At 66.8% G+C, this 17433-nt stretch carries 12 protein-coding genes and 2 tRNA genes; 12 read left to right on the forward strand and 2 right to left on the reverse strand.

The genetic code is table 11. The annotated features are described in order from the left end of the window. Positions 1-28: 28 nt before the first annotated feature. The 12 genes from H7U20_RS17015 (at position 29) to H7U20_RS30940 (ending at position 14742) form a co-directional block, all read left to right on the forward strand. On the forward strand, positions 29-1570 hold the full coding sequence (locus tag H7U20_RS17015) for a fumarate hydratase (RefSeq protein ID WP_199760324.1): 1542 nt from the start codon (positions 29-31) through the stop codon (positions 1568-1570). 64 nt (positions 1571-1634) lie between these two features. Next, entirely contained in the window at positions 1635-2486 is an 852-nt protein-coding gene (gene murI, locus H7U20_RS17020) for a glutamate racemase (protein ID WP_233410820.1), read from the forward strand. Between the two features lie 110 nt (positions 2487-2596). Next, positions 2597-2672: transfer RNA gene (locus tag H7U20_RS17025), tRNA-His, on the forward strand. A gap of 96 nt (positions 2673-2768) precedes the next feature. Then, a tRNA-His gene (locus tag H7U20_RS17030) sits at positions 2769-2844 on the forward strand. Between the two features lie 374 nt (positions 2845-3218). Continuing rightward, a complete protein-coding gene (locus H7U20_RS17035; RefSeq protein ID WP_199760325.1) occupies positions 3219-5717 on the forward strand; it encodes a hypothetical protein in 2499 nt (832 codons plus the stop codon). A 5-nt stretch (positions 5718-5722) separates the two neighbouring features. Then, on the forward strand, positions 5723-6850 hold the full coding sequence (locus tag H7U20_RS17040; protein ID WP_199760326.1) for a hypothetical protein: 1128 nt from the start codon (positions 5723-5725) through the stop codon (positions 6848-6850). 333 nt (positions 6851-7183) lie between these two features. Then, complete coding sequence (locus tag H7U20_RS17045; RefSeq protein ID WP_199760327.1) at positions 7184-8023, forward strand: FkbM family methyltransferase; 840 nt, start codon at positions 7184-7186, stop codon at positions 8021-8023. Positions 8024-8114: 91 nt separating this feature from the next. Further along, positions 8115-8633: a sigma-70 family RNA polymerase sigma factor gene (locus tag H7U20_RS17050; protein ID WP_233410821.1), complete on the forward strand. Its 519-nt coding sequence runs from the start codon at positions 8115-8117 to the stop codon at positions 8631-8633. Then, on the forward strand, positions 8630-9658 hold the full coding sequence (locus H7U20_RS17055) for a FecR family protein (protein ID WP_199760328.1): 1029 nt from the start codon (positions 8630-8632) through the stop codon (positions 9656-9658). Before H7U20_RS17050 ends, H7U20_RS17055 begins: the two co-directional genes overlap by 4 nt. Positions 9659-9885: 227 nt before the next feature. Beyond that, positions 9886-12786 (forward strand): TonB-dependent receptor, encoded by a 2901-nt coding sequence (locus tag H7U20_RS17060; RefSeq protein ID WP_199760329.1) that lies wholly within the window; start codon positions 9886-9888, stop codon positions 12784-12786. Positions 12787-12814: 28 nt separating this feature from the next. After that, entirely contained in the window at positions 12815-13399 is a 585-nt protein-coding gene (locus H7U20_RS17065) for a biliverdin-producing heme oxygenase (RefSeq protein ID WP_199760330.1), read from the forward strand. Next, entirely contained in the window at positions 13399-14742 is a 1344-nt protein-coding gene (locus H7U20_RS30940) for a TonB family protein (protein ID WP_199760331.1), read from the forward strand. The genes H7U20_RS17065 and H7U20_RS30940 overlap by 1 nt, the downstream gene beginning before the upstream one ends. On the opposite strand, the gene H7U20_RS17075 is transcribed toward H7U20_RS30940, so the two are convergent. Together H7U20_RS17075 and H7U20_RS17080 are read right to left on the reverse strand one after the other, a co-directional pair. Further along, a complete protein-coding gene (locus H7U20_RS17075) occupies positions 14739-16973 on the reverse strand; it encodes a xanthine dehydrogenase family protein molybdopterin-binding subunit (protein ID WP_199760332.1) in 2235 nt (744 codons plus the stop codon). The two genes, H7U20_RS30940 and H7U20_RS17075, sit on opposite strands and share 4 nt — an antisense overlap. Next, positions 16970-17428 carry a (2Fe-2S)-binding protein gene (locus H7U20_RS17080; RefSeq protein ID WP_199760333.1) on the reverse strand — a complete coding sequence of 153 codons (459 nt, stop codon included), beginning with the start codon at positions 17426-17428 and terminating at the stop codon, positions 16970-16972. Before H7U20_RS17080 ends, H7U20_RS17075 begins: the two co-directional genes overlap by 4 nt. Positions 17429-17433: the final 5 nt, after the last annotated feature.

Consider the following 17433-nt stretch of genomic DNA (forward strand, 5'->3'; position numbering starts at 1 on the left):
TAGCCCCTCCCTCAAACGCGAGAACACCATGACCATCATAAAGCAAGAAGACCTGATCGAATCCGTCGCCGCCGCCCTGCAATACATCAGCTACTACCACCCGGCCGACTATATCGAACACCTGGCGCGCGCCTATGACGCCGAGCAGAGCCCGGCGGCCAAGGACGCCATCGCGCAGATCCTGACCAACTCGCGCATGTGCGCCGAGGGCAAACGGCCGATCTGCCAGGACACCGGCATCGTCAACGTCTTCCTGAAGATCGGCATGGGTGTGCGCTTCGAGGGTTTCAGCGGCACGGTCACCGACGCGGTCAACGAGGGCGTGCGCCGGGCCTACAACTTCGACGACAACAAGCTGCGCGCCTCGATCGTCGCCGATCCGCAGTTCGACCGCAAGAACACCAAGGACAACACGCCGGCCGTGGTGCACATGGAGCTGGTCGAGGGCAACACGGTCGACGTCAAGGTCGCGGCCAAGGGCGGCGGTTCGGAGAACAAGACCAAGTTCGTCATGCTCAACCCGTCCGACTCGCTGGTCGACTGGGTCATGAAGACCGTGCCGACCATGGGCGCCGGCTGGTGCCCGCCGGGCATGCTGGGCATCGGCATCGGCGGCACCGCCGAGAAGGCCATGCTGATGGCCAAGGAGGTGCTGATGGACGACATCGACATGTTCGACCTGAAAAAACGCGGCCCGCAAAACAAGCTCGAAGAGCTGCGCATCGAACTGTGCGACAAGGTCAACGCGCTGGGCATCGGCGCCCAGGGCCTGGGCGGCCTGACCACCGTGCTCGACGTGAAGATCATGATGTACCCGACCCACGCCGCCTCCAAGCCGGTCGCCATGATCCCCAACTGCGCCGCCACCCGCCACGCCCACTTCGTGCTGGACGGCTCGGGCGCGTCCTACATCACGCCGCCGCCGCTGTCGACCTGGCCCGAGGTGCACTGGACGCCGGACACGGAAAAATCCAAGCGCGTCGACCTCGACACGCTGACCACGGAAGAAGTGGCGTCGTGGAAGCCGGGCCAAACCCTGCTGCTGAACGGTAAAATGCTGACCGGCCGCGACGCCGCGCACAAGCGCATCCAGGACATGCTGGCCAAGGGCGAGCCGCTGCCGGTCGACTTCACCAACCGCGTCATCTACTACGTCGGCCCGGTCGATCCGGTGCGCGACGAGGCGGTCGGCCCGGCCGGCCCGACCACCGCCACCCGCATGGACAAGTTCACCGACATGATGCTGGAGCAGACCGGCCTGATCGCCATGATCGGCAAGGCCGAGCGCGGCCCGGTCGCCATCGAGTCGATCCAGAAGCACAAGTCGGCCTACCTGATGGCCGTCGGCGGCGCCGCCTACCTGGTGTCGAAAGCCATCAAGAGCGCCAAGGTGCTCGGCTTCGCCGACATGGGCATGGAAGCGATCTACGAGTTCGACGTGGTCGACATGCCGGTCACCGTGGCGGTCGACGCCGCCGGCACCTCGGTGCACAACACCGGCCCGGCGGAATGGAAGGCCAAGATCGAAAAGCTGAGCAGCGTCAGCGCGATCCCCGTCGTCACCGCCTAAGCAACCCACCCGGCCCCGCCGCGCGCCCGTGCGCGGGCGGCGGGCGCCTTGTCCGGACACGAACTTGATTTCCTCCCTCCCCTTTGCGCCGCCGTTCGCCACGCCCGCCGACGCCCCCGTCGGCGTGTTCGACTCCGGCGTCGGCGGCCTGTCGGTGCTGCGCCACATCCGCGCCCAGCTGCCCGACGAGCACCTGCTGTACTTCGCCGACTCGGCCTACGCCCCGTACGGCGCGCAGACCGAGGCGGTGCTGACCGAGCGTTCGCTGGCCATCGCCGCCTTCCTGGTCGGGCGCGGCGCCAAGGCGCTGGTGGTGGCCTGCAACACCGCCACCATCGCCGGCATCAAGGCGGTGCGCGCGCGCTATCCGCAATTGCCGGTGGTCGGCGTCGAACCCGGCCTCAAGCCGGGCGCCGCCGCCAGCGGCAACGGCAAGGTCGCCGTGCTGGCCACCGCCAGCGCGCTGCGCGGCGAAAAATTCCTCTCGCTGCGCGAGCAGATCAGCGCGGCCACCGGCGTCAGCTTCCACCTGCAACCCTGCGTCGGCCTGGCCGACCAGATCGACAAGGGCGAGCTCGACACGCCGGCCACCCGCGCCCTGCTGGAGCGCTACATCGCGCCGCTGATCGCCGAGGGCGTCGACACGCTGGTGCTCGGCTGCACCCACTACCCCTTCGTGCTCGCCGGCATACAGGCGGTGGTGCGCGCCCACACCGCCGCGCCGGTCAGCGTGCTCGACACCGGCGAAGCCGTGGCGCGCCAGCTCAGCCGCCTGCTCGAGGCGGCCGGCCTGCGCCGCGCCGGCGGAACGCCGGCCGGCTTGCACGGCTACACCAGCGCCGCCGCCGCGTCGTTGAGCGGACCGTTCGCCGGCCTGCTGGGGCTGACGCCGCCGGTGACGGCGGTGTCGGTCTAGGCCGATTTGCCATTTTTGCGAAAAACCGCATTAAGGTTTGCGTGTTTCAAAACTGGCTTGTATAATTCGGCACCTGTCTACGAAACACCGTAGACAACGCAGTATCAGTGGTGGCTGTAGCTCAGTTGGTAGAGTCCAGGATTGTGATTCCTGTTGTCGTGGGTTCGAGCCCCATCAGCCACCCCAAAGAATTCGCAGCAAATAATGAGGTTGCAAGTTCATGCTTGCAGCCTTTTTTATTTCCCGCAGCAGAGTATCGTAGTAGATCGCGCAGTACCAGTGGTGGCTGTAGCTCAGTTGGTAGAGTCCAGGATTGTGATTCCTGTTGTCGTGGGTTCGAGCCCCATCAGCCACCCCAAGAATATGTAGGAATATCAAAGAGTTACACGCTTCGGCTTGTAGCTCTTTTTTGTTTCTGCGGACCTCCGCCCGGAGAAGAACGCCGCTGACACTCCCAATACCCCTTACCAATGCCTCAGCGAAGCGCACTGGCGGCTCATGCAGGCCGCCTTCGTAGCGACTGATCCGCGCGCCGCTTGACGATTCCTCCAGCCCCGCCAACCTGCTGCGCAAGCGCGCAGGCGTTGCCGATTCTGCCCCCCCCTAGCAAATCGGCTGCCCGCATAGATTATTAATTAAGCAAGTCTAATAATTGCTCAATTTATTTTCGACAATAATTGCATATGTTACAATTGACAGTGAGAAAACTATTATTTAACTATTGCAATGAATTTGACAAAACTTACCCTCGTTTGCGCCCTGACTTCCGCTTTGACCGCCTGCGGTGGCGGCGGGGGTGGCAATCCCTCTACTCCTGACGTGGGTCCTGTCGCCACACCGTCCCGCACCATTAGCGGCGTGGCCGCCAAGGGCCTCATCAAGGACGGCATCGTCAATGTTTATGCCTACGACGCCGCCGGCAACCGCTCCGCGGCGCCGGTCGCCACCGGACGCACGTCCAAAACCGACGGCAGTTATTCGGTCAACCTGGGCACCCGCACCGGCTTGTTCACCGTGGAAGTGAGCGCCGACGCGGCCACCACCATGGAAGACGAGTACAGCGGCACGATTGCCATGCCCGCCACGATGACGATGCGCAGCCTGGTCCAGCTCGACAGCGGCAGCAACAACAACGCGACCGGCCACGTGACGCCGTTCACCGACATGCTGGTGACGGCGGCGATGAGCGCCGGCACGGCAAGCAGCCTGACCGCGGCAAACGTGGCGTCGGCGCAGACCGAAGTCACCAAGGTTCTCGGTTTCAATCCGCTGACCACCAAGCCGCTCAATTCCAATAGCGATGCGGCGGCCAATACGACCGATGCGTCGGAAAAATTGCAGTCCGTGGCATTGGCAGCGATCTCGCAGATTGCTCACGCCAGCGGTATGGGATGCGCCGGTACGCCCGGTGAAAAAGTCAAATGCGCAGTCACCGCGACGACCGGCACCGTGACGATGAAAAACGGGACCGTCAGCATTGGCGGCGGCGCGAAAGCAGCCCTGCTCACCGCGCTGACGGCAGTGGCCAACGATGCTACCGTCAACAAAACAACGCTGAAGACGCTGGATGGCCAAAAGCTGTTCTCCGACGTGGCTATCAATACCCCGACGCCTGTTCCGACACCGACGCCGACACCTACTCCAACGCCGACTCCGACGCCTACACCAACTCCGACTCCGACGCCTGTGCCGACGCCAACGCCGACGCCGACGCCAGTTCCAACGCCTACGCCAACGCCGGTTCCAACACCTACGCCGACGCCGGTTCCAACGCCGACTCCTACGCCAACGCCGACGCCTACGCCTACGCCGACACCGGCCAATCCGGTGGCCGACACGAAAGCCCTGTTCGCCAGTTTGCGCACCAACCTGCAAGCATGGTCGGACGCAAACAAGGACGGCGGCGGCCTGCGCAACAGCCTGGACGCGATGAAAGCCGATTTCGACAGCGCCGTATCGCCGCTGGATCAGGACCTGGCCGACTGGATCATCGTCTCCGGTCACGGCATCAAGCTCTACAACGACTTTATCCAGAAAAAATCCACGGCCATTACCGTCAACGACGGCTCGACAGAGTTGTCGTTCAGTTCGTGCACGCTTTACAAAGATGCGGCGGCGACCATCGCCATGACGAATAGCGACCTGTCGTCGGTGACGCCGAAGAGCGTCTCCTGCACGCTGAACGGTAGAATCGTCGAAGGATCGGAACGCAGCACAAGCAATGGATATACCCGCGCCATGATCGGCAGAAGCATCACGCTGGCGCCTGCGGCCAGCAGCAATTTCATCTACGCCGCCCAGACACGGCGCTTGACGCAGGAATACCAAAAGGGTCAATGGGGCGTCCCTTACAACATCCGGACCTTGAGCGGCTACACGGCCGTAGGCAGCGCGGCGAGCGGCACCATCAGCTATGCGATGAACGGCAACGCCGTCACCTCCGCGCTGATTGAAGGCACCATGCCCGCGCGCACCGACGCCAGCGGCGTTGCGCTCACCGACTACGAAACGTGGAAGGTCAGTACCACCACCACGGCCGAAGCGGGAGGCATCAACAACTACGCGTTCTCCGGCACCGTCGGCGCGGTCAAGAATGGCGCGACGCTAGGCAGCGTCAAGATCGCCAATACATCCTTCGTCCGGGCGTCTAACAACGGCGGCACGTATCGCGTCACCGAAGGCAAGCTGGGCATCGAAGTCGCGACGGCCAGCAGCACCGTCAGCGGCACCCTGTCCCTGAGCAAATTCGATACCGACAAACACGGCAACCGCTACCTGCCGAACTACGCGCAGTTCACCGGCAGCTTCACCAACAGCCGTTCAGAGAACTTCAACGGCGTCATCACGGCCGAAGCATCGAACTACAAAAACTACGATAGCACCGCGCCGCTGTCGGCGACCAATTTCGTCCTGGCCAGCGCATCGTTCAAGGGCAGCCTGAAAATTGTCAGCCGTCCAACGCTGGCCATCACGTTTGCCGCCCGCACCACCGGCTACAAGACCGCCGAGTTCAACGCCACCTACAACGACGGCGCGAACGCGATCTCCTTCGATGGCAACAACGCGCTGCCAAGAACGGTCCATATCGCCAGCGCAACGGGCGTCACGGTCACGCTGGTCGACGGCGCCAAGTACCTCGACGCCTACAAGAACAACAGCAAAACAGCGCTGATCAATACCAGCAACAGGATGATCAACTACATCGATGGCAGCTTCGAGACATTGAACTGACCATCATGCGTTTGATTTCCTTACTGGGCGCCCTGCTTGCTGCAAGCGGGGCCGCCGCGCAAACGTCCGTCGCCGACAGCGACATCGCACTGCATGCGCCAAGCAGCGCCTGGCAACCCTACGCCAAGGCGCAAGTCTGGGCAGTCTACGATGCCGTGCCGATCCGCGAACTGGGCCGCGACTGGGGCGCCAACTACGCCCCGCACAACGGCCGCAACGTCTTCCTGCAGCGGGACCGCGTGGAATTCGGCGTGGAGAAAAACGGCTGGCGCATCGGCGCGGAATACCGGCTGGAACTGTCGCTGGAGGCGAACCGCGATACGGTGGACATGTACCATGTCTACCAGAGCCACAAGACGCCCGACAAGGCACGCGATTTCGCCGCGGACGCCCAGTCGAAACAGTGGGCGGCGGCCGGCGCGCGCGTGGGCCGCACCTTCGCCCTGCCCGACCAAGGCGCCGGCAATCCCCTGCTGATGGTGTCGGCCTCCGTGTACGGGCACGCCCGCAATCGCGACAGCGGCGCGTCCGGCACGGTGAGCTACAAACCCGATACCGCCTACCGGATCGACGGAACGTATGCGAATTCGAATACGGGCTACACCTATCCGTTCATGCCGGAGGCGACGCAAAAATCGTCCGGCGCGAGTATCTCGGCCGCCCTGCAATGGCCGCTGAGCAGCCAGCTCACCGCCAATCTGGCGGTCAACGACTTGTGGAGCCGCATGCGTTGGACCAATTTGCCGTCGCTGGTGAAACGCATCGCCTCCGACGTGCGCACGGTCGACAGCGACGGCTACATCAACTACAAGCCGAAGATCGTCGGGCAGAGCAGCCTGATCGAGCGCACCAGCAGCATCGGCGCCAGCACCGCGCTGAACCTGACTTACCAGGTCGGGCAATGGGCTGCGCGGATTGGCGCGCAGCGCATCGCCGGCACCACCATCCCGGAAGTCGTCGGCAGCTACGCCAGCCGGTGGGGAACGGTCAGCGCCAGCTACGACACGCGTTTCAAGATGATGGGGCTGGGATATGAGCACGGCCCGCTCCGTCTACGCGTGCGTACCGATAGTTTGCCGTTCAGCGAGGCGCGCGCATTCAGCCTGGAGACAGCCATGCATTTTGCGTTGTAATAAATTGCCATTCGTTGATTCCTGTTGTCGTGGATTCAAGCCCCCTCAGCCCCCTTCCATGGAATGCAAGCACTTAGCCCATCTTTCGAGATGGACTTTTTGCGTTCTAGATCCAATATTTTTCATGTAGCCGCCGTGCGCGTCCATCCACTACGCCCCATTTACGTTCGCCGCCATATTCGATTCGCCCTATGCGGAGCGACAGTGGAAGGCGGCTCAACCGCCTGACGGTAACAGGCAGCTGATTTTTCCTTTGAGCAACACTGAGTTCTTCATGAACGTTGAATCGTGTTAAAATTTTTCCAATATTGCACTTTCAGAACCGGAGATAACATGAGTACCCTGCATAACATCACCCCTTTTCGTCAAATGAAGAACGCCTATGCCAGCCTGCTATCCTTGGCGAATTCGGCCAAGGAAATCAGTACCGCCGTGGCGCGCCTGTCGGCAACCGCGCCGGCAGGCACTGTGTCCAGCGAGCCGACCGGGGTGAGCATCTACGACCGCCTAGGTTGCCGGTTGTTGCTGGATCCTTCGTCGCTGGTAGATCGCTGTGTGATTAACCAGGGAAGCTGGGAGCCCGAGCAGGTGGCGTACTTCCTGCAACTTGCCGAGCGCTTCCGCGGCAAGGAGAAAACGGCATTTCTCGATATCGGCGCTTATTGGGGCATGTATTCCCTGCTGTTTGCAAAAGCGGGGCTGGCTAGCGAGATTTTCGCTTTCGAGGCGGACCGGCATAACTTTGCGCAGCTGCAATCGAATGTCTTCCTCAACGGCGCGGCGCGTCAAATCAAGGCGTTTAACAAGGCCGTATCGGAGAGCGATCATCTGATGTACGCCTGGGATAGCACCAGCCATCCCGACGGCAACCGCGGCGGCGTTGGCATGGTGCATCAGGGTTTCGAGTACGCCACCATGGAAGTTGACGGAGTAACCCTCGATTCCTTCCTCGGCTTGAAAGACAGGAACCTGATCGTGAAGATTGACGTCGAAGGGCATGAGCAGCACGTTTTGCTGGGCATGGAACGTACCGTGAAGGAAAACCGGATACTGATGCAGGTCGAAGTGTACGAGCCGCAGCAGCCGGTGACCTTCGCTATTCTGGAGCGGATGGGACTGCGCCGCATTCACCAGATCGACCACGACTTCTACTACACCAACATCGACATGTAATCCGGGTTCAGCACTGGGGCACGGCCCGCCAGTGCTGGCCATAGCACGTAAATGCGAATGATTCTTGTTATTATTCGCATCAATTGCTATCATGCCTCCTTTTGAGGGATGCGACGCGGTGCTCGAACGTTACTACCAGGAACTGCTGCGCTTGATGGCGCGCGCCACCGGCTGCCGCGACAAGGCGCAGGATGTCGTGCAGGAAGCCTACGCCCGCGTGCTGACGTCCGGCCGGGGCGGCGACTCGGCCGAGCCCGGCAGCCACGAGCGCGCCCTGCTCTACGTAACGGCGCGCAACATCGTGATCGACCAGCAGCGCCAGAGCCTGATCCGGCGCCACGAGGACCTCGCCCTGCACGAGCCGCGCGCGCCGCGCGCCGACGAACCAGAACAACGACTGGCCGACCGGCAGCACATGGAACACTTGCTTGCGATCATAGAAAACCTGCCGCCACGCTGCCGCCAGGCCTTCGCCCTGTACAAGTTCGACGGCCTCAGCCATGTCGAGATCGCCGCGCAGATGGGCATCTCCGTCAACATGGTGGAGAAGCACATCATCAAGGCGATGGTCGCCTGCAAGAAGGCGCTGGCCGGGGAGCTGTCGGCATGAGCCGGCAGGAACTTGAACCTGGCCGCGCCGACGCCATCGACGGCGCGGCGGCGCAATGGCTGCTGCGCCGCGACGCCGGCCTGTCGGCGGCCGAGCAGGCGGCGCTGCAACACTGGCTCGACAGCGACGCCGCCCACGCCCTCGCCTGGCAGCAGATGTGCCGCGCCGACACATTGCTGGCCGGCCTGCCGGCCGCCCGCGTCGCCGCGCTGGACCGCAGCGGCCTGGCCCCGGCGGCAATGCCGGCCGCGCCATCGGGCTGGCTGGCGCAATTTCTCCCGCTGCGCTGGCTGGGCCGTCTGGCCGACGCCGCGCCGCGCGCCGCGCTGGCCGCCTGCCTGCTGCTGGCCTGCGGCCTGCTCGGCTACCAGCAACTGCACCAGCCGGGCTACAGTCAAACCTTCACCACCGCGCGCGGCCAGTATGCAGAGCAGCGCCTGCCCGACGGCAGCAGCATCGAACTCGACACGGCGACCGAAGTGCAGGTGGCCCTGTACGCCGACCACCGCGAGGTGCGCCTGCTGCGCGGCCAGGCCATGTTCCACGTCAAGCCGGAGCCGCAGCGCCCCTTCCACGTCGAGGCCGGCGCGGCCCGCGTGACGGTGCTGGGCACGCACTTCTCCGTGCGCAACGTCGACGGCCTGGTCAACGTCGCCGTACAACAGGGCAAGGTCGCGGTGGCCGCGCCGGGGCGCAACGCCGACGCGCCCGCGCTGCTGGCCGGCGACGGCCTGACCCTGGCGGCGGACGGTCCGGCCGTGCCGGCCAGCGTGGTGCCGGCGGCGGTCGGTAGCTGGCGCGAGCGCCGCGTCAACTTCGACAACGCCACGCTGGCCGAGGCGCTGGCCGAATTCGAACGCTACGCCGACAGCGGCCTGCGCGTCGACGACGCCGCCTTGGCCCAGTTGCGCCTGAGCGGCAGCTTCGACGTCGGCAATCCGGCCCAGTTCGCCGCCGCCCTGCCGCTGGCGCTGCCGGTGCGGGTGGTCGGCGACGGCCGGGTCAAACGCATCCTGCCGCGCTGAACTGGCGGCCCGCTTGCCAAGGCGGCGGGATGCCGGCGCCCCACCCCAGCGGCGCAGAGCCAGGGTCAGACCCCTCGGGGTCTGACCCTAGATTTACGCCGCTGGGTTTTGCCGGCATCCCGCCAATCCACACTTAAAACCGTAAATATTTTTCTCCGCACGTCAGGGTAAATGAGTCTCATTCGTTTTAACTATGAGCGACACACCACATCACCATAGGAACAACGATGCCCTCATTGATACGCCGCAGTCCCCTTCCCCTGCTACTGGCCCTGGCCTTGTCTGCGCCGGCGCCCACCTACGCGGCGCCGGCCAGCATCGAATTCAGCATCGCCGCCCAGCCGCTGGGCCGCGCCCTCAACGAGCTGGCGCGCCAGGCCGGCATGGTGCTGCTGGCCGACGCCCGGCTTACCCAGGGCCGCGTCAGTCCACCGTTAAAGGGCGCGTTCAGCGTCGCCGAGGCGCTGCGCCAACTGCTGGCCGGCAGCGGCCTGCGCGCCGAAGTGCGCGCCGACGGCAGCATCATCCTGACGGCGGCGCCCCAGGCGGCGGCAGGCGCGGTGCAAATCGGCACCCTGAACGTGCAGGGCCAGAGCGCCGCCGGCGCCTGGTCCAGCGACGACGACACCGATCCGGCCGACCTACCCTACACGCAGTCCTCGTCGGCCGCCCACATCGGCCGCGAGCAGATCGAACGCTTTCGCGGCACCTCGCCGGCCGACATGTTCAAGGCGGTCGCCGGCGTGCAGGTCGGCGACAGCCGCAACAGCGGCGCCGTCGACATCAACGTGCGCGGCCTGCAGGGACAAGGCCGCGTGCCGGTGCTGATCGACGGCAGCCTGCAATCGTCGACCGTGTATCGCGGCTACGCCGGCATCGCCGACCGCAGCTACATCGACCCGGACCTGATCAGCAGCGTGCGCATCGACAAGGGACCGAACCTGTCGGCACAAGGCGCCGGCGCCATCGGCGGCATGGTCAGCATGCAGACGCTGCGCCCAGAGGACGTCCTGCTGCCCGGCGCGCGCACGGGCGTGCGCCTGCGCGGCGGCCTGCAAAGCAACAGCGTCAGCGCGCCGGACGACTTCTCCGCCACGCCACGGCGCGAGCGCAACGGCCTGCTCAACGCGCACAGCGGCTACGCCAGCGTCGCCGTAGCCACCACGCAGGACGACTACGACCTGGTGGCCGCCTACAGCCGCCGCCGCATCGGCAACTACTTCGCCGGCACCAAGGGCTACGGCCGCTACCAGCAGCTCGACGAATGGGGCGACGACAACGGCGTGACGCAGTTCTTCAAGGCCGGCGACGAGGTGCTCAACACCTCCAACACCACCACCTCGGTGCTGCTGAAGGGCGTGCTGCGCCTGCCGCGCGCGCACACGCTGGAGCTGGGCTACCGCTATTTCGACAGCGCTTTCGGCGAAGTGATGCCGTCGCAGATCTACCGCAACAGCACCGGCTTCATCCCGCAGTGGAACACCAGCCAGGTGCGCACCGACGCCTGGACCGCGCGCTACGGCTGGAAGCCGGCCGGCCAGTCGCTGCTCGACTTCAAGGCCAACCTGTGGCTGACCGACATGCAGAGCGCCGCCCGCAACGGCGACATCTTCCACAATCCGCTGGAGGGCAAGCCGAACCCCGGCGACCACGAATGCAAGGCCTGCGTCGAAAGCCTGTACCTGGCCAAGACGGCGGCGCGCCGCCTCGGCGCCGACATCAGCAACACCAGCCTGCTCGACACCCGCTTCGGCCCGCTGCGGCTGAACTACGGCCTGTCGCTGCAAAACGAGAACATCGGCCCCGGCAAGGACGTGCAAATCGTCGCCGACGACATCAACCACAACCGCACCCAGCGCGACGGCAAACGCCACGAGGAAAGCGCCTTCATCGCGCTGCAGTGGAAGCCGCGCGACTGGTTGAGCGTCGACGTCGGCGGCCGCTACCAGCGCTACAACACGCGCGACCGCAACCGCATGGCCGAGCAGCTGCACGACCCGCGCGGCTGGCAGTGGGTGACGCTGTACGACAAGGCCGGCGACAACATCGGCAGCGTCAAATGGCGCCAGGACGACGCCGGCCAATTCACGCCGGCCACCAATCCGCTGCTGACCGGCGTCGGCATGGTCGAGAACTACGGCCAGGAGCCGGTGCCGATCGACCCGTCCAAGGTCGACTACGCGCAGCCCAACGACTACGTCTTCCACGACGACATCCCCGGCGCCTTCAAGTACAGCATGCCGCTGGAGCGCCGGGACCACGGCTTCGCGCCCTCCTTCGGCTTGACCGCCAAGCTGTCCGACAGCGTCAGCGTCTACCTGCGCGGCGCGCGCGGCCTGCGCATGCCCAGCCTGTACGAGTCGACGCTGGGCTTCTCGGCCACCTACTTCTCGCCGCTCAAGGCCGAGCGCAGCGACAACCGCGAGATCGGCCTGAACCTGGTCAAGGACGGCGTCTGGAGCGCCAGCGACAAGCTGCGCCTCAAACTGGCCTACTTCGACAACGTCACCCGCGACTACATCACGCGGCGGCAGATCGCCGGCCTGCCGGCCTGGGCGCAGAACTTCTCGATGGCCAACGCCGACAGCTACCAGGTCGCCGGCTTCGAACTGCAGTCGAGCTACGACCGTGGCGCGCTGTTCGGCGAACTGTCCGCCACCTACAACCGCAAGACCTTGATCTGCGACGCCGCCACCGCCGCCTACCTGCGCACCAAGGGCAGCTTCCTGCCGCGCATGAAGGACACGCCGGACTGCTCGCCGATCGGCTTCACCACCTCCTACGTCAGCAACCACATCCAGCCCAAGCTGAGCATGAACCTGACGCTGGGCGCCCGCCTGCTGGAGAACAAGCTCACCGTCGGCACGCGCCTGAGCCACGTCGGCTCGCCGCTGGCCACCGAGGACAAAGAGGCGCAATGGCAAAACTCGGCCGGCACCGCAACCCAGGTGCTGACGCGCGCCTACACCCTGGTCGACCTGTTCGCCAGTTACAAGCTGGCGCCCAACGCCACGCTGGACCTGGGCGTCGACAACCTGGGCGACCGCTACTACCTCGACCCGCTCACCCTTAGCCTGATGCCGGGGCCGGGCCGCACCATGCGCCTGTCGCTCGGCGTCAAATTCTAAACACCCTCGCAAGCACACAAGGAACCCCATGAACATCAACGATCTTCCGCCTACCCGCAGCCTGCGCCTGAAAGCGCGTACCATGGCGACTCACCAACAACTCGACGACGGCATCATGGCCAGCGCCCCCTTCTCCAGCAAAGAAAACTACGCCCGCTTCCTGCAGGCGCAATACAGCTTTCTGCGCGATGTGGACCCGCTGTACGACCACGCCGGACTGGCCGCGCTGCTGCCGCAGTTGGACGAGCGGCGCCGCTACGCCGCCATCGCCGCCGACCTGGGCGACCTGGGCGCCGCGCTGCCGCTGGACGGTCCCGAGGCGCCGCTGGCCGCCGACGTCGACCTGGCCACCGCGCTCGGCTGGCTCTACGTCACCGAAGGCTCGAAGCTGGGCGGCGCGGTGCTGTTCAAACTGGCCGGCAAGCTGGGACTGGACGGCGACTTCGGCGCGCGCCATCTGGCCGCCCACCCGGACGGCGCGGCGCGCCACTGGCGCGAATTCACGGCGGCACTCGACGGCGTAGAACTCGACGCCGAGCAGGAGTCGCGCCTGGTAGCCGGCGCCGAGGCGGCCTTCACGCGCATGCACGGCCACGTCGGCCGCACGCTCTGATGCGGCTGCCGCCACACACGCCGAGCATGCCGGCCAAGCCAGCCGGCGGCGAGGCGCATGCCGCGCGCCTGCTGCGCTGGGGCTACACCGCGCTCGGCGTGTTGATGGTGGCGCTGGGCGTGATCGGCGCGCTGCTGCCGGTGATGCCGACGACGATCTTCCTGATCCTCGCGCTGGCCTGCTTCAGCCGCGCCTCGCCACGGCTGGAGCAGCGCCTGCTGCAGCATCCGCGCTTCGGCGCGCCGCTGCGCCAGTGGCGCGAACACCGCGCCGTGTCGAAGCGCGGCAAGCGCATGGCCTGCCTCGGCATGGCGCTGGGCTTCGTCGTGATGTGTTTGGGCAGGCCGCCCTGGCCGGTGATCGTGCTGGTCGCAGTGATGGAGTTGGCGGTGGTGGTCTATCTGCTGCGCCGTCCCGAGGGTCCGCCCGCCGATGCCGGCGCCATGGACAGCGCGTTGGCCGGCGCCACGGTCAATGCCAAGGCCGCCACTGAGGTCGACGCGGCCGTCGAGACCAACACGGCCGCCGGGACCGACGCTGCCGCCGCCACCCTGCTCGCCAGCGCCAGCTCCTCTGGCGCCAACAGCGCCGCTGTTGTCATCGCCAACGCGGGCACGCCCGCGTTCACGCGCGGTCCAAAGCCGTTCGCTGCGGCGGCCATCGTCGCCGCACATTGCGCGCTGCTGGCATGGATACTATACGGCCATGCGCAGGACAAGCACGTGGTCGCCGCCGAGCCGCAAGCCGAGCGCGCCATGATGCTGGTCTACCTGCCGGCCGCCGCGCCGCCCAAGCCTCTGGAGCAGCGCCAGGCCGATCGCGTCAGCGCGGAGAGCAAGCCGACGCCCACGCCGCCGCAGCCTCGCGAGACGCCGCCGACACCGCAAGCAGCCCCGCCGCAGCCCAAGTCCACCCCATTGCCACCGACGGCGGATGCACCGCCGGTCGGCGCGACGGCCAGCAGCGCGCCGCGCGCCACGCCACCGGTCGACACTGCGTCGGTGGCGGCGGCACCGCCCTCGCCCGCGCTACCGCCGGCGCAGCAGGAGGTGCGCAGCGGCTCGAACAGCTGGGAGGGCAAGGTGCTGGCGCGGATGGAACGCTTCCGCCGCTATCCAACGGCCGCCCGCGCGCGCGGCGAGGAAGGCGTGGTGACGCTGCGCTGCCGCGTCAACCGCGACGGCCAGGTGCTGTCCGCCACCATCGAACACAGCTCCGGCCATCCGCTGCTGGACCAGGCCGCGCTGGAGACGCTGCAACGCGCCGCCCCGCTGCCGCGCATCCCCGACGAACGCCCCGCCCAGCTCGACCTGTCGATCCCGGTGCAGTTCAGCGTACGCTAACCCAGCAATTCCCAACCGGCCTGCGTCAGCGGCATGCGCGTGATCGGCTTGCCGCCGGCCGCCAGCAGCGCGTTGGCCAGCGCCGCGACGATCGACGGCGGCCCCTCCTCGCCGACGCCGTAGCCGGTCTCGCCGCTGCCGATCACCAGCACCTCCAGCGGCGGCGTTTGCGCCATGCGCGCCACTTGGTAGCCGTCGTAGTTGCCCTGCTCGACGGCGCCGTCCTTCAGCGTGATCTCGCCAAACAGCGCGGCGGACAGGCCGAACAGCGTGCCGCCCATCATCTGCGCCGAGACCATCTGTGGATTGGCGACGCGCCCCGGATCGATCGCCGCCGTGATGCGCACCAGGCGGAACTTGCCGGGTGCGCCGACGGCGACCTCCACCACGTGGCCGCCCAGCGTCGGCCCGGTCTCGTTGAGGGCGAAGCCACGGAAGTGGCCGGGCGCGAGCGGCGTGTTCCAACCGGCGCGTGCGCAAAGCTGGTCGATGAAGGACAGCAGCCGCGTTTTCCCGCTCAACAGGGCGCGCCGGTAGGCCACCGGATCGACGCCGGCGGCGCGCGCCGCCTGGTCCAGCGTGTGTTCGAGGAAGTAGCAGTTCTGCGAATTGCCGACCGAGCGCCAGTAGCCGCAGGGTACAGCATGGTCGATGCGGCTCCAGCGCGTGTCGTAGGCCGGGATCGCGTAGCTGCGCCCCATCCAACCCATCAGATAACTCCAGTCGAACACGCCATCGATGGGCGGGCTGTTGGTCACGCCGGAATAGGCCAGCAGTGACGGCCCGGCCATGTCGCCGCGCAGCGCGGTGGGCCGGTGCTGGTCGTCCAGCGCCAGCCGCACGCGCGCCGTGGTGGCGGGCCGGTAGTAGCCGGAGCGCATATCGTGCTCGCGCGACCAGATGGTCTTCACCGGCTTGCCGACGGCCTTGGCGATCAGCGCCGCCTCGACCGCGAAGTCGTGCTCCAGGCGGCGGCCGAAACCGCCGCCGGCCTGCTGCGTGTGCAGCGTCACCTGCTCGACCGCCAAGCCGAGCGCCTTGGCCACGGCGCGCTGGGTGTCGGTCTGGCTTTGCGTCGACAGCCAGACCTCGGCGCCGCCGTCCGGCCCCGTGCCGACGCTGACGGTGGCGTTCAACGGCTCCATCGCCGCGTGCGCCAGGAAGGGCAGCTCGTAGACGGTCTCGATGATCCGGCTGGCGCCCAGCAGCGCGGCGGCGGTGGCGGCGTGGTCCTGCTTGTCGGGACGGTCGGTCGCCCTCGGATACATCAGGCCACCTTCGCCCATCACGGCGGCACGGTACTCGGCGCGCATGGTGGTGCTGTCCGCCTTGCCGTGCGGGCCGGCGCGCCACACCGGCTTGAGCAGGCGCGCCGCCTTCTCGGCCTGCCAATAGCCGTCGGCCACCACGGCCACCGCGTTGGCCAGCCGCACCACCTGGCGCACGCCGCGCACCTTCAACGCCGGCGCGGCGTCGACCCGCAACAGCGCGCCGCCAAAGCCGGGCGCGTGCAGCACTGCCGCCACCAGCAAGCCAGGTTGCTTGACGTCGATGCCGTACACGGCGCTGCCGTCGACCCGTTCCGGGATGTCGGCGCGCGCCATCGACTGGCCCAACACCTTGCAGTCGCGCGCCGCCTTTAGTTTTGGCTTCTCCGGCGGAGTCAGCGCGGCGGCCTCCGCCAACAAGGCGCTGTAGGGCAGCCGGCGGCCGCTGGCGCCGTGCACGATATGGCCGTCGGCGGCATGGCAGACGGCCGCCTCGACCTGCCAACGCTGCGCGGCGGCGCGCAGCAACATGTCGCGCGCGGCGGCACAGGCCAGGCCCACGCTGTCGCGCGCCGTGCGCAGGCCGGCGCTGGCGAAGGTCGTGATCCCGGCCGGGAAGCGGCGGTGGAATTCCTTGCGCACCGGGGCGTGGCAGACGCGTATCTGCGCGGCGGCCAGTTCCAACTCTTCCATCACCAGTTGCACGATGGCGGTGTGCGTGCCCTGGCCCAGATTGGTGACGGTGGTGTAGGCGCTCAGCATGCCGTCCGCCGCGAAGCTGAGCCAGCAATCGAAGGCGACGGTGCCCGCCTTGTCATCGGTTCGAGCGCCAGCAATGGCGCCGCCCGCGCCGGCGGCCGGCACCGTCGCGGCGGCGCCGGCCGTCAGGTTCAGGCCCAGCGTCCACACGCCGGCCGCCAGCGTCGAGCGCAGGAAGCCGCGCCGCGTCGCCGCGCCGCTCATGCCGCACCAGCCTTGGCGGCGGCGTGGATCGCCGCGCGCACACGCGGGTAGGTGCCGCAACGGCAGATGTTGGTGATGGCGGCGTCGATCTCGGCGTCGCTGGGATGGGGATTCTGCCGCAGCAGCGCGGCGGCGGCCATCAACATGCCGGACTGGCAGTAGCCGCACTGCGGCACCTGCTGCGCGATCCAGGCCTGCTGCAGCACATGGCTGCGCTGCGGCGCCAGTCCCTCGATGGTGGTGATGGCGCGCTTGGCGACGCTCTGCACCGGCAGCACGCAGCTGCGCACCGCCTCGCCGTCGACGTGCACGGTGCAGGCGCCGCACTGCGCCGCGCCACAGCCGAACTTGGTGCCGGTCATGCCCAGCGCGTCGCGCAGCACCCACAGCAGCGGCGTGTCGCCGTCGACCTCGGCGCGCTGGCGCCGTCCGTTGATGTTCAAGTCAAAGCGCATCCACA

It is taken from the genome of Rugamonas violacea (assembly GCF_016461825.1).
In the GTDB taxonomy this organism is placed as follows: domain Bacteria; phylum Pseudomonadota; class Gammaproteobacteria; order Burkholderiales; family Burkholderiaceae_D; genus Rugamonas.